This is a genomic window from Flavobacterium bizetiae, assembly GCF_902804475.1.
In the GTDB taxonomy this organism is placed as follows: Bacteria; Bacteroidota; Bacteroidia; order Flavobacteriales; family Flavobacteriaceae; genus Flavobacterium; species Flavobacterium bizetiae.
On record NZ_CADCSU010000102.1, the window covers coordinates 1 to 21,506 of the forward strand.

Annotated in this window: 12 protein-coding genes and 1 pseudogene; 9 read left to right on the forward strand and 4 right to left on the reverse strand. The window is 36.3% G+C overall.

What is annotated here, in order from left to right:
• Positions 1-142: 142 nt before the first annotated feature.
• The 3 genes from FLACOL7796_RS13445 to FLACOL7796_RS13455 all read right to left on the reverse strand — a co-directional run bounded on the left by FLACOL7796_RS13445 (position 143) and on the right by FLACOL7796_RS13455 (position 10,818).
• Positions 143-2,083, reverse strand: a complete 1,941-nt coding sequence (locus tag FLACOL7796_RS13445) for an OmpA family protein (protein WP_173971284.1) — start codon at positions 2,081-2,083, stop codon at positions 143-145.
• 11 nt (positions 2,084-2,094) lie between these two features.
• Entirely contained in the window at positions 2,095-3,000 is a 906-nt protein-coding gene (locus FLACOL7796_RS13450; RefSeq protein WP_173971285.1) for a PorP/SprF family type IX secretion system membrane protein, read from the reverse strand.
• Positions 3,001-3,063: 63 nt separating this feature from the next.
• Positions 3,064-10,818, reverse strand: coding sequence for a DUF7507 domain-containing protein (locus tag FLACOL7796_RS13455; RefSeq protein ID WP_173971286.1), 7,755 nt, complete (start codon positions 10,816-10,818; stop codon positions 3,064-3,066).
• Positions 10,819-11,291: 473 nt separating this feature from the next.
• On the opposite strand from FLACOL7796_RS13455, the pseudogene FLACOL7796_RS24890 reads away from it, so the two are divergent.
• Positions 11,292-11,357, forward strand: a pseudogene (locus FLACOL7796_RS24890) (two-component regulator propeller domain-containing protein); the annotation flags it as partial.
• Between the two features lie 57 nt (positions 11,358-11,414).
• Positions 11,415-14,168: a sensor histidine kinase gene (locus tag FLACOL7796_RS13460; protein WP_173971287.1), complete on the forward strand. Its 2,754-nt coding sequence runs from the start codon at positions 11,415-11,417 to the stop codon at positions 14,166-14,168.
• Here the strand turns inward: FLACOL7796_RS13460 and FLACOL7796_RS13465 are convergent.
• Positions 14,165-14,797 (reverse strand): response regulator transcription factor, encoded by a 633-nt coding sequence (locus tag FLACOL7796_RS13465; protein WP_173971288.1) that lies wholly within the window; start codon positions 14,795-14,797, stop codon positions 14,165-14,167. The genes FLACOL7796_RS13460 and FLACOL7796_RS13465 overlap by 4 nt on opposite strands.
• A gap of 226 nt (positions 14,798-15,023) precedes the next feature.
• Between FLACOL7796_RS13465 and FLACOL7796_RS13470 the strand changes: the two genes are divergently transcribed.
• The 7 genes from FLACOL7796_RS13470 to FLACOL7796_RS13500 all read left to right on the forward strand — a co-directional run bounded on the left by FLACOL7796_RS13470 (position 15,024) and on the right by FLACOL7796_RS13500 (position 21,506).
• A complete protein-coding gene (locus FLACOL7796_RS13470; RefSeq protein ID WP_173971289.1) occupies positions 15,024-15,440 on the forward strand; it encodes a hypothetical protein in 417 nt (138 codons plus the stop codon).
• 35 nt (positions 15,441-15,475) lie between these two features.
• On the forward strand, positions 15,476-16,480 hold the full coding sequence (locus tag FLACOL7796_RS13475; protein WP_173971290.1) for a TQO small subunit DoxD: 1,005 nt from the start codon (positions 15,476-15,478) through the stop codon (positions 16,478-16,480).
• A 249-nt stretch (positions 16,481-16,729) separates the two neighbouring features.
• Positions 16,730-17,857 (forward strand): NAD(P)/FAD-dependent oxidoreductase, encoded by a 1,128-nt coding sequence (locus FLACOL7796_RS13480; protein WP_173971291.1) that lies wholly within the window; start codon positions 16,730-16,732, stop codon positions 17,855-17,857.
• On the forward strand, positions 17,858-18,571 hold the full coding sequence (locus FLACOL7796_RS13485; protein WP_173971292.1) for a methyltransferase domain-containing protein: 714 nt from the start codon (positions 17,858-17,860) through the stop codon (positions 18,569-18,571).
• Positions 18,568-19,620, forward strand: coding sequence for a type III polyketide synthase (locus tag FLACOL7796_RS13490; protein ID WP_173971293.1), 1,053 nt, complete (start codon positions 18,568-18,570; stop codon positions 19,618-19,620). Before FLACOL7796_RS13485 ends, FLACOL7796_RS13490 begins: the two co-directional genes overlap by 4 nt.
• A gap of 177 nt (positions 19,621-19,797) precedes the next feature.
• Positions 19,798-20,235, forward strand: coding sequence for a 3-hydroxyacyl-ACP dehydratase FabZ family protein (locus FLACOL7796_RS13495; RefSeq protein ID WP_173971294.1), 438 nt, complete (start codon positions 19,798-19,800; stop codon positions 20,233-20,235).
• A complete protein-coding gene (locus tag FLACOL7796_RS13500) occupies positions 20,232-21,506 on the forward strand; it encodes a beta-ketoacyl-[acyl-carrier-protein] synthase family protein (RefSeq protein ID WP_173971295.1) in 1,275 nt (424 codons plus the stop codon). The genes FLACOL7796_RS13495 and FLACOL7796_RS13500 overlap by 4 nt, the downstream gene beginning before the upstream one ends.

Here is a 21,506-nt window from a genome sequence, read left to right on the forward strand (position 1 = left end):
AAACGCTTGCAACGGGTTAAAAAATCCTGTTACAAGCGTTTTTTTAATTCTCTAAAAACCAATCCCAATCAAAATAAGAGGTGTTTTTCAGTGCCCTCACAATTATAGAAAGGGCTTTTATGGTGCATTATTAATTTGACTACTATTCTATCGAAACGATGATAAATTCGCTTCTTCTGTTTAACTGATGTTCTGCTTCTGTACAAGATACACCATCAGAACATTTATTGAGCAATTGGCTTTCTCCATAACCTTTTCCGGTTAATCTGTTTGAAGCGATACCATTTTTTGTTAACCATTGTATGGTTGCTTTGGCTCTTCTGTTGGATAAAGCAATATTATATTCAGCAGTTTGTCTACTATCGGTATGAGAACGAACATCAATTTTCATCTTTGGATATTGTTTCATTACTGCCAGAATTTTTTCAAGCTCAAACGCTGCATCTTTACGAATGAAAGATTTATCCAAATCAAAATAAATAATAGGTATGTTTAGCGTTTTGGCCAAATCAGTTCCTACTCCTATTGGTTTAATTCGTTTTTCTAATGCAACTACCACACTTGTCTCGCCTTCCTCTCCTATTATAGTTACCGGAACTTCTTTGGTTTCAAAATCTTCTTTAGCGGCTCTTACATAATATTTTTTATTGCATTCTACATTAAAGGTATAAGTTCCATCTGCCTGAGAAAGGACCTCGGCAATAACTTTAAATTGTTCGTCAAGCAAAGTTACTTTGGCATTCTCCAATACTTTGCTGGTTTCTAAATCTACAATTGTTGCTTTTAGTTTTTGCTCGCAAAGTAGTTTTCTTGTTTCTGTAAGTTTGTAAATATCATCGTTTCCTATTCCGCCTTCTCTGTTCGAAGAGAAAAATCCTTTACTGGATTCGCTGTTGATGATAAAAGCAAAATCGTCCTGTTTACTGTTTACCGGCGCACCTACATTTTGTACCGCTGTAAAAGTGTTGTCGCTTTTTATTGTCGTTACAAAAACGTCAAGTCCGCCTAATCCTGGTCGTCCGTCGCTGGCAAAATACAATTGATTGTCTGCTGCTATAAACGGGAAAGTTTCTCTTCCTTCGGTATTAATCGCCTGACCAAGATTTTCTGGTTTTCCAAAACTTTTATCGTCGTTTATTGTTACGCTATACAAATCAGATTGTCCTAAAGTTCCCGGCATATCAGAGGCGAAATACAGTTTTTTTTCATCATTGCTAAGTGCTGGATGCGCTGTGCTGTATTGATCACTGTTGAAAGGCAATTCGGTTATATTCGTCCATTTATCATTAACAAATTCTGCTCTGTACAATTTTAGCAATGTAATTTTCTGATCGTCTCTGCCTCGTTTTCCTTTCAAATAGTTGTTTCGGGTAAAGTACATTGTTTTTCCGTCTTTTGTAAAAACAGGCGTCGACTCGTTGAATTTAGAATTGATTTTCTTTTCAAATCGTTCCGGTTCGCCCAGTGTTCCGTCCGTTTTTAATTCAGCCGAATATAAGTTGGTAAACGCTTTATTCGTCCATTTGAATGTTTTTCTCACTACACCCCCGGTATCTCTGGCAGATGCAAAAACAATCTTATTGTTGTAATAAGCACTTCCGTAATCGGTTTGTTTAGAGTTTATTCCGGCATTGGCTATTTTGAACCTTCCTGAATTGGCTTTTATTTGCTCCAGATAGTTTTTATTATTTTCGAATAAAATACCTCTTTTGTCTGTTGCTGTTTTTTTATTGAAGGCTTCGAGAATTTTATCCGCTTTAGCGTAATCTCCGTTTGCTTTTAGCGTTTGTGAATAACGGTAATAATATTCAGGTTCCTGCTCAGCATTCATTTCAAAAAGGGCTTCGTACCATTTGGCAGCCTTCATTAGTTCGCCATTAAAATAATAAGCGTTACCAAGTCGCTGAAACATTGTTTCGTCTTTATATCCTTTTTCTGCAACCTTTTCATAAGTTCCAATTGCATCAATATAAGCGTACTGGGTATAATCTTTATCGGCTTTATTCTGATTTGCTGTTTGCGCGTTTCCTTTTAGCGCTATAAGTGCTAAAAAAAGAGTAGAAACTATATGTTTAATTTTCATCTTTGAAGGATTTAGAAGAATCTTGGTGAAGTGATACGGCTATAATTATTAAAGAATTCGAATCGCAGGAATATCTCGTGCGAACCTGAATTATAATTATTAAGTCTCGTGGTTTCGCGGTCGTAAGAATATCCAATGAATAATCCGTCGGTTACCTGAAATCCTACCATTGCACTTAATGCAGCGCTCCACCTGTAGGCTAATCCAGCTACAAATTTATCATTGAACATAAAGTTTGCCGAAAGGTCTACCTGCAACGGTGATCCTTCTACCATTTTTGTCAGTACGGCAGGTTTAAATTTGATATAAGGATCTACATCGAATACATAACCCGCTATTAAATAGTAGTTTATTTTGTCTTTGAAAATTGCTGTATCATTATCATCGAATCTATTGGTTTCGATAAAATTAGGAACTGATAATCCGATATAGGCTTTATCTGAATGATAATAAACTCCTGCTCCTATATTAGGTGAGAATTTGCTATTTAGATCCTGAAATTGCGGATCACCCTGATGTTCAGGATTTAATTTATTTACGTCAAGACTAAAAAGATTCGCAGTCGCCTTGATTCCAAAAGACAATTTAAAAGTCTGAGATGTCGGGATGGTATAGGATAAATCGGCAGAAAAAGTATTTTCATTTGTTGGTCCTATTTTATCGTTTACCAATGAAACTCCAAGTCCGAGATTACTATTATTTAAAGGAGTATTTAATGAAAAACTACTGGTTTCCGGTGCTCCATCAAGTCCAACCCATTGCGTACGATATAATCCAAAGATGCTCATTGCTCCTCTTGAGCCTGCATAAGCCGGGTTTATATTAATGGTATTGTACATGTATTGTGTGTATTGTGCGTCTTGTTGTGCAAATCCCACAGCGGAAAAAAACATAAAAACTAAAACTAATTTTCTCATTTATTTTTCTTTTAATAATGACTTAGCTTTTTACGGCTAAGTCATTTTAATTTGTTCTAACTATTATTTACTCAGGTATAAATATCCTGCTTCCTGATGTGCGTTTGAGTCGCTGTCTTTGTATTTCAGAATATAATAATACGTTCCAACCGGTAATCCGTCTGATTGTTTTACTGTGGTACGTCCTTCAGATATTCCTCTAAAAGCACGTTCTTCGTTATTATAGTTTTCACGCTCGAATACTAAAACACCCCAACGGTTGTAGATCTCAACTCTATTATCCGGATAGCATTCTAAACCTTGAATGTAGAAGCGTTCGTTTTTAGCATCTCCGTTTGGAGACATCGCGTTAAAGATTTTGATTACACATCCCTGAATTGCTAAAACGGTTGGATTATTTCCTGAATTATCAGTGTCGTCAGAAGCATCATTTACAATAACACCTAAAGGATTTTGTCCCGTTACGAAAGCCTGATTAGAAACTTTTCCGCTATTGATATCGCTTTGTTTTAAAGCATATGTTCCTTTGAAGGTTGCACTATCACTTTCTCCCGGAGCTAATGATATTGGTCCTCCTGTCATTACAATTCCAGGAAGCGGATCAGTAATCGTAATATTACTCAACCTTACATTTCCTGTATTGGTAATTACAAAACGGTAGGTTATGGTTTCGCCTGCTTCTGCATTTCCGTTATTATTTTCATCATTAAATACGGCTGTTTTGATTAAGGCAATTCCTGATTTTTGTTCCAAAGTTGTAACGGTACACGTAGGACACGCTGGTTCGTAAAATTTATCTTTTGGAGTTAATGGTGCAACATCTTCAGAATCATTATCAATACTTACTCCATTAGGATCATTTCCTGTAACCAATGCTAAATTATAAACGGCACCCAAATCGATATCAGATTGTGTAAGTACATAACTTGCTTTAAAAGTTGTCGCATCAAAAGCCTGTGGTTCCAGCGAAATTGGTCCGCCTGAAACAGTCACCATAGGATCAGATACTACAATATCTTTGATCGTAACATTTCCTGTATTGATTACTCTGAAAACATAATTAATACGATCACCTTCACTTACTGATCCGTCATGATTGGCATCTTCGAATATTCCTTGTTTCAATAATTTTAAACCTGGATTTTGAGACAACTTCGTTATTGTTGGATCATTTTTTCCTGGTAATGCAGGATCATTACTATCTGATAAATTAGATATTGGAGTTCCCACAATTGGAGATGCTGTTACTAATGCCTGATTGTTTATAGATCCTGCATCAACATCTGCTTGTGTAATTGTATAAGTCGCGCTGAATGTCGTATCATCTTTTGCACCAACGTTTAACACCGCAATTGGTCCGCCTGTTACGGTAACCATTGGATCGGTTACTACAACATTAGTTAATTGCATTGTTCCCGTGTTTACTACTGAGAAATTATAGGTAATCGTTTCTCCTTTTTGAGCAAAACCATCGCCATTGGCATCATTGAAAGTTCCTTTTTTAATCACTTCTACAGATGGTACCTGAACAACAACCTCTATTGTAGCATCATCACAAATTAACGGATTCGCTTTTTGGCAAATAGTATAATTTATAACATGAGTTCCCGGAGCTGTATTAGCAGCAATAGTAATAGTTCCGTCTTGATTCAACGTTAATCCTGTTGGAAGTGTTGTTGAAGTTGTAAGTGTAACATCGGCTGGTGAAAAAGCAACTCCATCCAATGTATCATTTCCGAAAACTGTTGGAATAGTTCCTCCCGTTGTTCCGTTGATTGGATCTGGCGTGTCATTATCAGCATTGATTGTGGTTACAATTACGGTTGTGTTAGCATCATCACAAATTAAAGGATTCGCTTTTTGGCAAATTGTATATGAAATAACATGAGTTCCAGGAGCTGTATTGGCAGCAACGGTTATCGTTCCGTCAGTATTTAAAGTTAATCCTGTTGGAAGTGTTGTGGAAGTTGTAAGCGTTACATCAGCTGGTACGAATGCAATACCATCTAAAGTTTCATTTCCGAAAACTGTTGGTATAGTTCCTCCCGTTGTTCCGTTGATTGGATCTGGCGTGTCATTATCAGCATTGATTGTGGTTACAATTACAGTTGTCGTAGCATCATCACAAATTAATGGATTCGCTTTTTGGCAAATAGTATAATTTATAAGATGAGTTCCAGGAGCTGTATTGGCAGCAACAGTAATCGTTCCATCTGAATTTAAAGTTAATCCTGTTGGAAGTGTTGTCGAAGTGGTTAGTGTAACATCAGTTGGTAAAAATGCTGCACCATCCAAAGTATCATTTCCGAAAACTGTTGGGATAGTTCCGCTTGTTGTTCCGTTGATTGGATCTGGCGTGTCATTATCTGCATTGATTGTGGTTACAATTACGGTTGTCGTAGCGTCATCACAAATTAACGGATTCGCTTTTTGACAAATAGTATAATTTATAACATGAGTTCCCGGCGCTGTATTGGCAGCAACAGTAATCGTTCCGTCAGTATTTAATGTTAATCCTGTTGGAAGTGTTGTTGAAGTTGTAAGTGTAACATCAGCTGGTAAAAACGTCGCACCATCCAAAGTATCATTTCCGAAAACTGTTGGGATAGTCCCGCCTGTTGTTCCGTTGATTGGATCTGGTGTGTCATTATCAGCATTGATTGTCGTTATTACAACTGTTGTCGTAGCATCATCACAAATTAACGGATTCGCTTTTTGGCAAATAGTATAATTTATAACATGAGTTCCCGGCGCTGTATTGGCAGCAACGGTAATCGTTCCGTCTGAATTTAATGTTAATCCTGTTGGAAGTGTTGTTGAAGTTGTAAGTGTAACATCAGCTGGTAAAAACGCTGCACCATCCAATGTATCATTTCCGAAAACTGTTGGGATAGTCCCGCCTGTTTTTCCGTTGATAGGATCTGGCGTATCATTATCGGCATTGATTGTGGTTACAATTACGGTTGTGTTAGCATCATCACAAATTAATGGATTCGCTTTTTGGCAAATAGTATAATTTATAACATGAGTTCCAGGAGCTGTATTGGCAGCAACAGTAGTCGTTCCGTTTGAATTTAACGTTAATCCTGTTGGAAGTGTTGTTGAAGTCGTTAACGTAACATCCGCTGGTAAAAACGTCGCACCATCTAAAGTATCATTTCCGAAAACTGTTGGGATAGTCCCGCCTGTTGTTCCGTTGATTGGATCTGGCGTGTCATTATCAGCATTTATTGTGGTTACAATTACGGTTGTGTTAGCATCATCACAAATTAAAGGATTCGCTTTTTGACAAATAGTATAATTTATAACATGAGTTCCAGGAGCTGTATTGGCAGCAACGGTTATCGTTCCGTCAGTATTTAAAGTTAATCCTGTTGGAAGTGTTGTGGAAGTTGTAAGCGTTACATCAGCTGGTACGAATGCAATACCATCTAAAGTGTCATTTCCGAAAACTGTTGGGATAGTTCCTCCCGTTGTTCCGTTGATTGGATCTGGCGTGTCATTATCAGCATTGATTGTGGTTACAATTACAGTTGTCGTAGCATCATCACAAATTAATGGATTCGCTTTTTGGCAAATAGTATAATTTATAAGATGAGTTCCAGGAGCTGTATTGGCAGCAACAGTAATCGTTCCATATGAATTTAAAGTTAATCCTGTTGGAAGTGTTGTCGAAGTGGTTAATGTAACATCAGTTGGTAAAAATGCTGCACCATCCAAAGTATCATTTCCGAAAACTGTTGGGATAGTTCCGCCTGTTGTTCCGTTGATTGGATCTGGCGTGTCATTATCTGCATTGATTGTGGTTACAATTACGGTTGTCGTAGCGTCATCACAAATTAACGGATTCGCTTTTTGACAAATTGTGTATGAAATAACATGAGTTCCCGGCGCTGTATTGGCAGCAACGGTAATCGTTCCGTTTGAATTTAATGTTAATCCTGTTGGAAGTGTTGTTGAAGTGGTTAGTGTAACATCAGCTGGTAAAAACGCTGCACCATCCAGAGTATCATTTCCGAAAACAGTTGGGATAGTTCCTCCCGTTGTTCCGTTGATTGGATCTGGCGTGTCATTATCCGCATTGATTGTGGTTACAATTACAGTTGTCGTAGCATCATCACAAATTAATGGATTCGCTTTTTGACAAATAGTATAATTTACAACATGAGTTCCCGGCGCTGTATTGGCAGCAACAGTAATCGTTCCATCTGAATTTAAAGTTAATCCTGTTGGAAGTGTTGTTGAAGTGGTTAATGTAACATCAGTTGGTAAAAACGCTGCACCATCCAAAGTATCGTTTCCGAAAACTGTTGGGATTGTTCCTCCTGTCGTTCCGTTGATAGGATCTGGCGTGTCATTATCCGCATTGATTGTGGTTACAATTACGGTTGTCGTAGCGTCATCACAAATTAATGGATTCGCTTTTTGGCAAATTGTGTATGAAATAACATGAGTTCCAGGAGCTGTATTGGCAGCAACAGTAATCGTTCCGTCTGAATTTAATGTTAATCCTGTTGGAAGTGTTGTTGAAGTGGTTAGTGTAACATCAGCTGGTAAAAACGCTGCACCATCCAGAGTATCATTTCCGAAAACTGTTGGGATAGTTCCTCCCGTTGTTCCGTTGATTGGATCTGGCGTGTCATTATCCGCATTGATTGTGGTTACAATTACAGTTGTCGTAGCATCATCACAAATTAATGGATTCGCTTTTTGACAAATAGTATAATTTACAACATGAGTTCCCGGCGCTGTATTGGCAGCAACAGTAATCGTTCCGTTTGGATTTAATGTTAATCCTGTTGGAAGTGTTGTTGAAGTTGTAAGTGTAACATCAGTTGGTAAAAACGCTGCACCATCCAAAGTATCGTTTCCGAAAACTGTTGGGATTGTTCCTCCTGTCGTTCCGTTGATAGGATCTGGCGTGTCATTATCCGCATTGATTGTGGTTACAATTACGGTTGTCGTAGCGTCATCACAAATTAATGGATTCGCTTTTTGGCAAATTGTATATGAAATAACATGAGTTCCAGGAGCTGTATTGGCAGCAACAGTAATCGTTCCGTCTGAATTTAAAGTTAATCCTGTTGGAAGTGTTGTCGAAGTTGTAAGTGTAACATCGGCCGGTAAAAATGCTGCACCATCCAGAGTATCATTTCCGAAAACTGTTGGGATAGTTCCTCCTGTTTTTCCGTTGATTGGATCTGGTGTGTCATTATCTGCATTGATTGTCGTTACGACTATTGTAACTTTTGCATCATCACAATTTAGAGGAATTCCAACTTCGCAAATTGTATAATCAAAGGTATACGTTCCTGCTGCTGTTCCTGCCGCAACATCAACATTCCCGTTAGCATTTAGAGTTAACCCTGTCGGAACGCCCGGTGCTTTTACTGTAACAGTAACATCTGCAGGAGCAACGACAGTACCGTTTATATTATCATTTGCAAAGATGTTGATTGCATCATTTTTACCTATACGTCCGTTAATATTGTTCACAGTATCATTACCTGCCACAATTACAGATTTTGTTACTGTTTCTGTTGGTGTATCATTATCGATATCTGTTCCGGATGTATCCGAAACCGGATTATTACTACCGTCAACACCATCTGCTTTAGCTGAATTTACCACTTTCTCTGCAATAAGATCGGCCTGTGTTACAGTATGTGTGGCAGTAAAACTTGCCGATGCTCCCGGAAGAAGTACGGCTACACTCGCCGGACTAATACTTCCTGAATCTGCATTAGCATCAGTGATAAAAATATTTCTAACAGGTACTTTACCCGCATTGGTTACAACCAAATCATAAGTAATGACGTCTCCTGCTGAATTAAAAACTCCTGTTCTGGCTGTTTTAACCAATTCTAGTTTTGCCAAAGGAGTAGCGGTATCGCTATCATTGGTTACAGTATTATCAAGGTTGTCTCCAGTTATGGTTGCTGTATTGGTAACCGCTCCTGCATTTATTACAGTCGCAGTAATGGTTAAAGTGGCAGTTGCGTTAACAGCCATATTTCCAATATTCCATATCCCGGTACCTGAATCATAGGTTCCTGTACTTTCTGTCTTAGTAACCAAAGTGTAACCTGACGGCAAAGCATCCGTTACGGTAACATTACGGTCTTCGTTTGGTCCATGATTTTTGGCTGTTACTGTAAATATAACCTGATTAGTAGCTGGTCCGTTTGCTACTGTTTTTTCGACTTCACGATCGCCACAAACTGCTACATAAATAGCTGCCGATTTTCCGGTAACCCCACAATCACGTGTTCCTGTAATCGAATAGTTTCCTGTTTTTAACGGAACTATTGACTGACCCGTTGCTCCTGGTATAAGAGCTCCGTCAAAATACCATTGATAAGGTTCTAGCCCCGGATCAGCTGTTATAATATTAATAGCACATCCATTGCTGTCTTTTGTAACTTGTGGTAAATCCGGTGTTTCATTAAAAGAAGAAAAGAATCCCGACATTGAGAATCCCCCTCCCTGCTGAACAACTCCTACGTTCATTCTCGCTGCAGAAGTAATCGTGATATTTGGAGGATTACCTATATGCGTGTTTTCAAAACGAATTAGATATACTCCGGTTGTACCCAACTGAAAACGATTAATACCTGTAGTAGTTTCAATATTATTCCCATTTACAAAAACAGGAGCTGTTGCAGACTCTACTAATACAAATCCAAAATAAGGTAACACTTGTTGTATATACCCTTTAAACTGACTTGTGGAAGTCCATTTTGATCCTGAACATCCTCCTACCGGAAGAACTGTAGCGATATCAACTTCGCAAGATTGAGCCGTTCCGGAATAAACCGCAATAGGCTTATTTGATTCTATTATTGATGACGAATAACGAGTATTTGCATCACCATGATGAATAGATTTATGGTCACCTGCAAGTGCAAGCGTAATAGGAGTTGTCCCAATAATATTTCCGTTTTCGTCGTAATTTTTTATTGTAATATTAGTACCAGATTCTGTTGCGATAATGGTAGACTGTTCAGGCAAATTAGTTCCTGTTCCCGCTGTACCGCTACCTCTTACTACTATGTATCGATTTCCTAAAATACTTACCGGAGCCATTTGGTCTACTGCACCATCACCACATCCTCCGGGAGCATCTGTATAAGCCCCCGTATTGGCTACAACCGGTTTATCTGATTCTAATAAATCTCCTGTGTTTATAGGTTGAAATAAGTAACTTTGGCCTTTATTTAATAAAACAAGATTTGTTCCATTTAGCTTTACTTGTGTAGCATCATCAATTGCCATTACAGCATAAACGGGTCTGCCTGCAGCACCGTTGAATCCCTGAATTCCTGAAAAATCAGTTCTGTAATATCCTAATCTAAAAGAAGTTCCTCTTCCTTCATTACCAAAACTCACCAGAGAAGCATTTCCCTTTATGGTTCCCCCATTAGTATCTCCTCCACTGCCATTAGCCTGATCTGAAGCCACATTTCTAAGGTTTACAGACACTTTTCCGCCTGTACTTTCTACTATTAAACCTCTGTCATCCTCAATTGTATTAACAGGATTGTTTTGTAAAGTCCAGGGCTGTCCTACGAAACGATATACATCTGGCGCTGCCGATGTTACCGTGCGCGTGGCAAGAAATGTTCCGTCACTTTTCTTTAAAGTCACTGTGACTGCTGTAGCCGACTCAGTAGTAAGAACGATCTCATTGGCATCACTCCAATATTGCCATGGAGAGGGCGCTATGTAATGACTCGTAGCATACTGGGCATTTGCTTTAAATGCCAAAAAAAGAAACAAAACTAAAAACAATAGTTTTTTAAGTAATTTTTTTTTCATAGTTAACAATTGAATTATATTCTGATTTAAACACCCAGAATAAGCCCTTTAAAAGATGAAGTGTTTGGGGTTACTTTTTTCTTTTAAAGGTGATCGTACTTATTCTGGTAACTACTGTAATAATTGATCTCTTGTCATTAGTATTTCTACTGATAAACAAGCACTTGATGATTATAGTAATTTGAGTGCGAATTTCTTTATTCTCATTTTAAAGACGTGTAGAGAATCTATACTCCTGATGTAGAATTAATTCTACAAAAAAGCGCTACATTTTTAACAGTAATGTTTCGTAATATTGGAGGTCGCATTTTGAGCACTCTAAAAGCCTTATTCTTAAAAAAAATACCACCATAACGATTAGACATTTTATTCCTTTTATAGTTTGTTTCCTGGCATTATCTCCGGCCAATTCCCTTTTTTCTCAAGTAGAAAACAAGAACTATACGCTTGTTTGGCATTCTGCAGATAATAACATTCTTCCGCAAAATAGTGTCAAGTCAATCATTAAAGACATTAACGGATTTGTATGGCTGGCCACAGAAAACGGTTTGGTTCGCTACGATGGTAATCAGTTTAAAATTTTCAACATCGAAAATATGGCAGGAATGACCACTAACCGAATGGCCGTTTTTCGCGGAAATGCTTCAAAAGACAAGATTTATTTGCTGAATGATCTTGCCGAATATATTCTGATAAAAAACAATAAAGCTTCAATAATTCCAAAAAACAAAGTTCCTGAACAATTTAAAATCAGTAATAATTTATACAAAAACAGACGTTTTTATAACAATAAAATTTACAGAACCGACAATCAGTATTATTCGATTTCAAGCAAACATATTGATCTTTGCGACAACGAAAACAAGGTATTATGGCAGATACGATACGATTACAATGAAAACCAAAAATTCTTCATCATAAATAATATTCTTTATAACTATGATGGAGAGAAGTTTATAAAATTTGAAAACGGAAAGATTCATCATATCAAAATAGATGGTCTTACCGGAAACAACTTTTCAATAATTGTAAATAATGTTTCGCAGCAAACTTTTTTTATTGTTGTAGGAAACTTTTATATGCTTGAAAAAAAATCAGGCAAATTTAGATTGAAGCTGCTACTTGAAAATTATGATCTTTCAAAAAGTAATATTGTATCTGCTTATTATGATCCTGAAGATGATATTTTTTATATCGGAAGCAGTACAAACGGATTGCTTGTTGTAAAGAAAAAGCTTTTTAAAACCATTTCCGGCAACAAAACAGATGGCGTTTATTATGCACAAATACCCTATGGAACGAATAAATTTCTAGCCACATCTGGCGAAGTTTTTACTACTGATGGTTTGCCAGCTAATTTTCTATTTAAATCTAATAATGATAATTACAGCCTTATGACGGATCGAAATGGAAACATCTGGACCAAGGAAAATAATATCGTTTACTGTTTTCACAAAAAAAGCAACTTTATTACCTATAACAAATGGGCTTTTCAGGACAGGGTTACGCAGATTTTTGAAATGAAAGAAGGAAAAATACTCGTTGGTATGAGTGTTGGAGGCTCTCCAAACGGAAAAATATTTACGCTGGAAGGTACAGAAGATAGATTACGTTTTGAATTTTATATGAATATACATTTTAATGTAACCTATATGGTTCAGACAGCAAACAATGTTATCTGGACAGGATCTCACTTAGGATTTCATAAAATTTATTTTAAAGAAAAAAAGATTGAAAACATACCCAGAATACAAAAAACGTATGTGAGAAGTATTTACATTGATAATTCGCATAACATTTGGATTACATCTTATGATACAGGCTTTTATCTCTATAATCAGATTACTAAAAAAACAACCCATTTTCCGGTAGACAAAAACAAATACCTGCTTTCGTCCCATTGTATTATAGAAGATCCCAATGGTTTTTTCTGGATCACTTCAAACAAAGGTCTTTTTCAGGTTTCTAAAAAAGACCTGCTGGATTATGCTAACAAAAAAACGAAAAGTGTTTACTATCATTATTATGATAAAGCCGATGGTTTTGGTACCAATGAATTTAATGGAGGTTGCCAGCCGTGTGGTCTTTTATTAGAGAACAATCATGTCACATTTCCTTCTATGAAAGGGATCGTTGTTTTTGATTCTGAAAAAATAAAAAGACTGCTGCCTAAAGGAAATATTTATTTCGAACAAGCTGAAGTGAATAATAAATATTCACCTATTATTAATGACACACTATTTTTAAAACATGATTTTGAGCGCCTTAGGCTTTTTATAAACAGTCCCTATTTTGGTAATTCTAATAATTTAAATATAGAAACCAAAGTCGAGGGTCCTATAAATCAGAAATGGGAACAATTAATAGACAATAATATTTCGTTTACAACCTTACCTCCCGGAACTTATTATTTAAGTGCCAGAAAAATGACCGGCCATAATTCAGAATATCAGCACAAAACACTGATTATCATTATATCTCCGGCTTTTTATCAAACCGTTTGGTTTCACATAGTGTTGATTCTTTTAATAATTACAGGATTGTATTATCTGGTAAAAATGAGATTAAAATATATTCGCGTAAAGAATATCCTTTTGGAGAAAAAAATAGCAGAGCAAACCTCTCAGCTCCGAAATACCATTAGTACATTAAAAGACACTACTGCAAATTTGAGCAAACAAATCGTAGACCATAAAAAACTTATTGGTATCATTACACACGACATTAAAAGCCCTTTGCGCTTTTTGGCGATGACTGCAAAACATATTTATCAAAATCCAAATGATCCTGATGCGGTTAGTGACGGCATAAAATCACTACACACTTCTTCATCGCAGTTGTATAATTTTGTAGGGAATATTCTGGAGTATACTAAAGTTTCCAGACAAGATAACCTATCGAGTTCGTATTGTTTACATACTCTGGTCGAAGAAAAAATTACAATTTTCTCGAATATTGCATTCTCTAAAAAAATTATTATCTACAATCTTATTAGTGTGAGCCATATTGTAAATAACAACAGATTATTATTTTCCATTATCATTCATAACCTGCTAGATAATGCCATAAAAAATACTACTTCGGGAAAAATTATATTGAGTTCCGGTATAAGAGAGAACAAAGTATATTTTGAAATAGAAGATTCAGGAGCCGGAATGTCAGCAGAATTAGTACATCTTTATAATAACAAAAAAATACAATTTAGGACTGAAAAAGATGAAAAAGCCGGAATGGGACTTCAGATTATTACAGAACTTCTGGAGATCATGAAAGGTAAAATGAAGATCGAAAGCAGTGCTGTTTTTGGTACAAAAATTACAATTATATTTTCAAACCCAAAAACGAACTAATTTTTGTAGATCTTTAAAATTTCGACTAAACGAACTACATTATTAATACCCAGTTTTTCAAAAATTCTATTTTTAAAAGTACTCACCGTTGTCATTTGAATATTTAATTTATTCGAAATTTCAAGATTTCCTTCTCCGCTAACCAAAAGTTCAGCAACTTCAATTTCTCTGTCAGAAAGACTTTCAAGTGGGTTTATTGGAGTTTTGTATAAAGCATTTTCCAGGATTTTTTCCTTAACAGCATCACTAATATACTTTCCTGTTTCAATAATAGACCGTACTGCTTTTACAATCTCTACATCGCTGCTGTCTTTATTCAAATAGCCATTCGCTCCCGCGTGAATATAACGCAGGGCATATTGTGTTTCGTCATAAGCAGAAAACATCAGGATCAGCAAATTCGGATAATTTTGCCTTATTTTTTCAATCATTTTGGTGCTGTTTCCACCAGGAAGATTGATATCCAGAAAAATCAAATCCTGCTTTTCGCGTAATTTACTAATCACCTGATCAAAACTATCACAATGGGTGATATTTATCCTCTGGAAAGCATCTTTTAATATCAAAGAAACTCCATGTCGCACAACGCTATGGTCGTCTGCAAGTAGTATATTATATTGTTTTTTCATGGGGAATTTTACAAGTCAAAAATACGTTTTTTCGATGAACTAAAAGCAATTTTTCAAAATCAATAAAACTAAACTACAAACAAATCGACTAAATAAGTCTTTTTAATAGTAATATAAGACAAAATATTATGATTTTATGCGAGTATACATCAATATTCACCCAACAGAAGTTGTTAACGTTTTGCAAAACCAGTAAAAGTTATTTTTAAAGCACTATTTTTATAAAATGAAATTAGAAAAACCTACCACTATCCTAAAGTATCTAAAGCAGTTTTTGCTGCTGGTGGGTTTGATCTACGCTTTCTCTAATTGTCATATCAAAAAATCAGTTTTGCATTTTGCCGGAATTGAATCTGTAGTACTTTCTCAAAAAAGCCTGACTCAATTGCCCATTCAGGGATCTTGTACGGTAAATATTCTCAACAAGAATCTCACATCAAAAAAAACAATTGCTGCAACGCAAATACCTTCATTACATAAATTAAAATGCTTTAATTTTCAAACCAAAGAAAACAAAGACTTTAAGACATTATGTGTGAACTCTGCTTTCGAATTCAATAAAAGTTCGGCAAGCTTTCCTCCTATATTTATAGTATTTAAAAATCTAAAGATTGCTCCGCGAGTGGTTTCGTATACCACTTAAATCAATTTTTTACTTTTTAAATTTTATAAAATATCATGCAACATCAAAAAACTTTTGACGTGAACGTTATCGTTCCGTTGGCTCTGCGTTTAGTAGTGGGCTGGACCTACTTTTCGGCCTTTTGGAGGCGACTTATACTCGAAAACAAACTCATTCCCGAAGAAGCGGGATATATAGGAGAAAAATTCAATCACTTTTTACCTAACGCTCTTGGCATAAAACCCGTTATAGAATATTTGGTTACCCATCCTGATGCTTTATGGATCAATATGGTTGCTTTTACAATTATCGAAGGTATTGTAGGTTTGGCACTAATGTTAGGCCTTTTTACACGATTGATGAGTATTGGCGTTTTCTTATTGGCATTAGGGATTTTATTGGCTTCCGGCTGGATCGGAACGACTTGCCTTGACGAATGGCAAATAGGAATTTTAGGCCTTGCCTCAGGCTTTACTTTGTTTTTAACCGGAAGCAATTACCTTTCACTTGACGGTTATTTTACATCCAAAAAATCACGTTTTACCCAGACAAAATGGTTTCGATTTTTAGGCTCAGGAGAATTGAATCTGAGATCTCATAAACCGCTGCTTTTAGTAATTGTGTTCTCTATTTTTGGACTTACTTTATTCACCAACCAATATTTTCATGGCGGGGTTTACGGAACATTACATAACAAATCTGTAAAACCAAAACTTGAAATCAGCAACTTAAAAATTGATCGTAACGAAGTAACTTTCGATGTTTATCGCGTAGAAGGAGTTGATGTTTATGGCTCGTTTTTAATTGGGATTTCGCTTAAAAATGAATCAGGAAAACAGCTTTTACAGTTGGATGGAAATGATCTTGCCCAACTATCTCCTCAAACAATATCCAATCACTATGTAGCAAAAATAAAACCCGGTAAACATAGTTTAGTCATTCCGTTGGGCGCAAAAGCCACTATCAAAATTCCGATCGACAATAAATGGGATTTTCAAAAAAGTGCTTATACACTTATGTTAACAGACATCAGCGGCACAACCTGGACAGCAGGTTTCTAATTTTAAAAAAGCGGGAAGATAAAAACTTCCCGCTTTTTTATTTTAGGATTATAATAAACTAAAAATTCGAAACAAATAAAGCTGTAATTTTATAAAGAACCCGTGAAATTATGTAATTAATAATTTAACAACTTTTCGACCTTTGTTGTAAACAATCTCGTCAGGAACAGATTTATCGTTGCAAATTTTAAGCAATTTTAATATAAAAATGTATTAAATATTTGAGATATAATAGCTAAATTGCTTAGTATGAAAACAAATTCAGATGTCGTTATTATAGGAGGCGGTCTTGCTGGTCTGGCGGGCGCTTTGCATCTGTCTCAAAAAGGATTAACCGTGACTTTAATAGAAAAATCCGGCTATCCTCGTCATAAAGTTTGTGGCGAATATGTTTCAAACGAAATCCTGCCCTATCTTCATTGGCTTAATGCCGATATTTCAAAATTACACCCTGCCCCTATCAATAAATTTGAGTTTACCACACGCAAAGGAAAAACAGCTTTTGCGAATCTTCCGTTAGGCGGTTTTGGAATTAGCAGGTATCAGCTGGATAATTTTTTATATCAAAAAGCAATAGCAAATGGCTGCATCATTATAAAAGAGATGGTTACCAATGTTGCTTTCGATAATGATTTGTTTACCATCAATACAAGTAATCAGGTTTTATCATCAAAAATAGTATTGGGCGCTTTTGGCAAACGCTCTAATATCGATCAGGTATTATCAAGAGATTTTTTCGTAAAGAAATCACCCTGGCTTGCTGTCAAAGCGCATTATTATGGAGTTTTTAATAATGATGTTGTGGCATTGCATAATTTTAAAGGTGGTTATTGCGGCGTTTCTAAAGTCGAAAATGACATCATCAACATTTGTTATCTGGCCGATTATGAAACCTTTAAACAATATAAAAATATCGAAGAATATCAGCGTAATGTATTGTATGAAAACAAACATCTAAAAAATGTATTAGAAAATAGTACGCTACTTTTTGACAAACCTCTTACGATAAGCCAAATTTCTTTTGATAAAAAAAAGCCCGTAGAAAATCATATTTTAATGATTGGCGACACCGCCGGACTTATTCATCCGCTATGCGGCAACGGAATGGCAATGGCAATACACAGTGCAAAAATAGCCTCAGAATTAGTCTTGGATTATTATTCCGGAAAGATCAATTCACGAGAAGAATTAGAAAAAAGCTATACCAAACAATGGAAAAAGCATTTTGGTAAACGCTTGCTTATGGGAAGACTTTTGGCTAGAGTTTTAAAAAATAAAACAATTACCAATACTCTCGTTGCTATTACTGTAGCCTTACCTGCCCTATTACCTGCAATTATCAAACAAACGCACGGCAAACCAATAGCAATTCATTAAATGGCCATAGACACTACATATAGAACACAGGAAACGGAGATAATGGATGATTTTTTTCTGGAAGGAAAAGAACTGCAGGAAGCCTTGGATAAAATTGCCAGTATCAACAGATTATTAGGCGGTAATAAACTCACGCTTCATGGACTTAAAACATTATTGAAAAAATCTAACGCAACGAAAACCATAACAATTGCAGACATAGGTTGCGGTAACGGAGATATGCTTCGGATGCTGGCCAATTACGGTAAAAAAAACAACCTGAATCTTACACTTATTGGTGTAGATGCAAATGCTTTTACCATCAACTATGCCCGAAAATTATCGACTGAATATTCTAACATTGAGTATGTATGCGTGGATATTTTTAGTGAAGATTTTAATACTATTGAATATGATATCGTTTTGTGTACACTTACGCTGCATCATTTTTCTAACGAAGAAATATTAAATATAATGACTACCTTTAATAAGAATGCAAATATTGGCATTGTTATTAACGACTTGCACCGCAGTAAATTAGCTTATCGCCTTTTTGAAAAAGTTTGTGCTGTTTTCAAATTAAACAAAATGTCGCGACAAGATGGACTGATTTCTATATTAAGAGGATTTAAGAAAAAGGAACTGGAGAATTTCTCTAAAAAATTAGATTTAAAAAACTATACCATAAACTGGAAATGGGCTTTTCGTTACCAATGGATAATTGCTAAAAAATGAGTGTAAAAATTATAACAGTTGCCAAGCAACTACCCAAATATTCGCGTGCAACAGCAGACATACTTCCGTTTTTGGATGTGTGGCTGAAGGATCAGGACGAACGTTTCATCAAAAAAGTAAAAAAGATTTTTGAAGGCGCCGCTGTAGACAAACGCTACTCGATAATGGATCCCGAAGAAGTTTTTACAGCAACTTCTTTTGAAGATAAAAATGATATTTACAGCCGTGAAGTTATCGTTTTGGGAGAACAGGTATTAGAGAAAGCACTCAACAAAGCAGGTTGGGAACCACAAACTCTCGATTATATTATTACGGTAAGTTGTACCGGAATAATGATTCCGTCTTTGGATGCTTATTTAATTAATAAAATGAAACTGAAACAGGACATCGTAAGACTTCCCGTAACCGAAATGGGCTGTGCTGCCGGAATATCAGGCATTATTTATGCCAAGAATTTCCTGAAAGCCAATCCGGGAAAACGTGCTGCAGTTATAGCGGTAGAATCTCCAACGGCAACTTTTCAGCTCAATGATTTTTCGATGCCTAATATTGTTAGTGCAGCGATTTTTGGTGACGGTGCAGCTTGTTGTTTATTGTCGTCTTATGAAGAAGATTATGGCCCTGAAATAGTAAATGAAGAAATGTATCATTTTTATGATGCCGAACATATGATGGGGTTTAAACTGACCAATTCTGGTTTGCAAATGGTGTTAGACATCGAAGTTCCGGAGACTATTTCTTCTCATTTTGGAGATATTATACATCCTTTTTTGAAAAAAAATAATTTAGAAATAAAAGATCTCGATCATATGATTTTTCATCCCGGTGGAAAAAAAATAGTCAACACAGTAGAAGCTCTTTTCTCCGGATTAGGCAAAAATATCGATGCAACAAAAGAAGTTCTCAAACAATACGGTAATATGTCGAGCGCAACAGTTTTATATGTTTTAGAAAGCATTATGGATGAAAATCCAAAACCTGGAGAAAAAGGATTGATGCTGAGTTTTGGTCCGGGATTTTCGGCGCAGCGTGTTTTATTGCAGTGGTAATATAAAATTGGACGCGGATTTTACTGATTCGCCAAGGCGAAGACACGGATAAAAACGGATTTAAAATTTTATTTAACTCCAATTAAGAAGAAAATCCGTTCTAATCAGCGTCTTTACGAAGTAAATCCGTTCTATCCGCGTCCAATCAAACAGCAACTTCTTAAACGAAAAAAAATTATGACTTTAGAAAATATTTTAGCGCAGTTACCGTACAGCAAACCTTTTTTATTTGTGGATGAATTACTGTACGTAGATGAAAATAGCGTCAGCGGAACTTATACTTTTAATGAAGATCTGGATTTTTATAAAGGACATTTTAAAGACAATCCCGTAACACCCGGTGTTATTTTAACCGAGACAATGGCACAGATTGGTATGGTTTGCCTCGGAATTTATTTATTGGGAAATGACTTTAACAAAAACACTGTAATAGCCTTTACATCAGCAGATATGCAGTTTTTAAAACCTGTTTATCCTAATGAAAAAGTAACCGTAACTTCTCAGAAATCATTTTTTAGGTTTGGCAAACTAAAATGTGATGTAATTATGAAAAACGAAGCTGGACAAGAAGTCTGCAAAGGCGTTTTGGCTGGTATGATTACTACAAAATTATGAGCAAAAGAGTTGTAATAACAGGTTTAGGTGTAGCGGCTCCAAACGGGGTCGGAATTCCTGCGTTTACTCATTCCTTAAAAAACGGAATATCAGGCATCAGGCATGATGTACAATTACGGGAATTACAATTTTCTTGTCAGATTGCTGGTCAGCCACAAATTTCGGAAGAATTAAAATCGGAGTATTTTACAGAATTAGAACTTCGTGGTTTTAATAGTACAGGAATTTTATACGGTGTTATTGCCGGAATCGAAGCTTGGAAAAATGCCGGATTATCAATAGAAATAAACGAAGAACCGGATTGGGACAGTGGAACCATTTTTGGATCCGGAACATCAGGCATCGATAAATTTCGCGAAAGCATTTATAAAATAGACGAATTGCAAGTTCGGCGACTGGGCAGTACTGTTGTCGCGCAAACCATGAATAGCGGAATTAGCGCCTATCTTGGTGGAAAACTGGGTTTAGGCAATCAGGTTACCACAAATTCATCCGCATGCGCTACAGGAACCGAAGCAATAATGATGGCTTACGACCGCATACAAGCAGGACACGCAAAACGCATATTAGCAGGAAGTACAGGAGATAGCGGCCCTTATATCTGGGCAGGTTTTGATGCGCTTCGGGTTTGTAGTTCTAAATATAATGATACTCCCGAACAAGGCTCAAGGCCTATGAGTGCCAGCGCAGCAGGATTTGTTCCCGGAAGCGGTGCCGGTGCTTTAGTAATCGAAGAGTTAGAAAGTGCCTTAAATCGTGGTGCCACTATTTATGCCGAAATATTAGGCGGAAATGTCAACTCCGGCGGACAACGCAAGAATGGCAGTATGACTGCTCCTAATAGTACCGCTGTGCAAAAATGCATAACGGATGCCATAAAAAACTCCGGAATTGCCACAACTGATATTGACGCCATAAACGGACATCTTACCGCAACGACAAAAGACAGTCTGGAGATTGAAAACTGGACTAAAGCTTTAGATCGAAAAGGAACTAATTTTCCTTATATTAATTCCCTGAAAAGTATGACCGGACATTGCCTTAGTGCCGCTGGGAGTGTCGAAAGTGTTGCTACTGTACTGCAGCTTCATGAAGGTTTTTTATTTGGAAATCTCAATTGCGACGATCTTCATCCGGAAATTACTGAACTTATTGATGCGTCAAAAGTACCTTTAAAAATAATTCATAAAAATCTTACTATAATCGCCAAAGCAAGTTTTGGTTTTGGTGATGTAAATGCCTGTATAATCTTTAAAAAATTCGAAAACTAA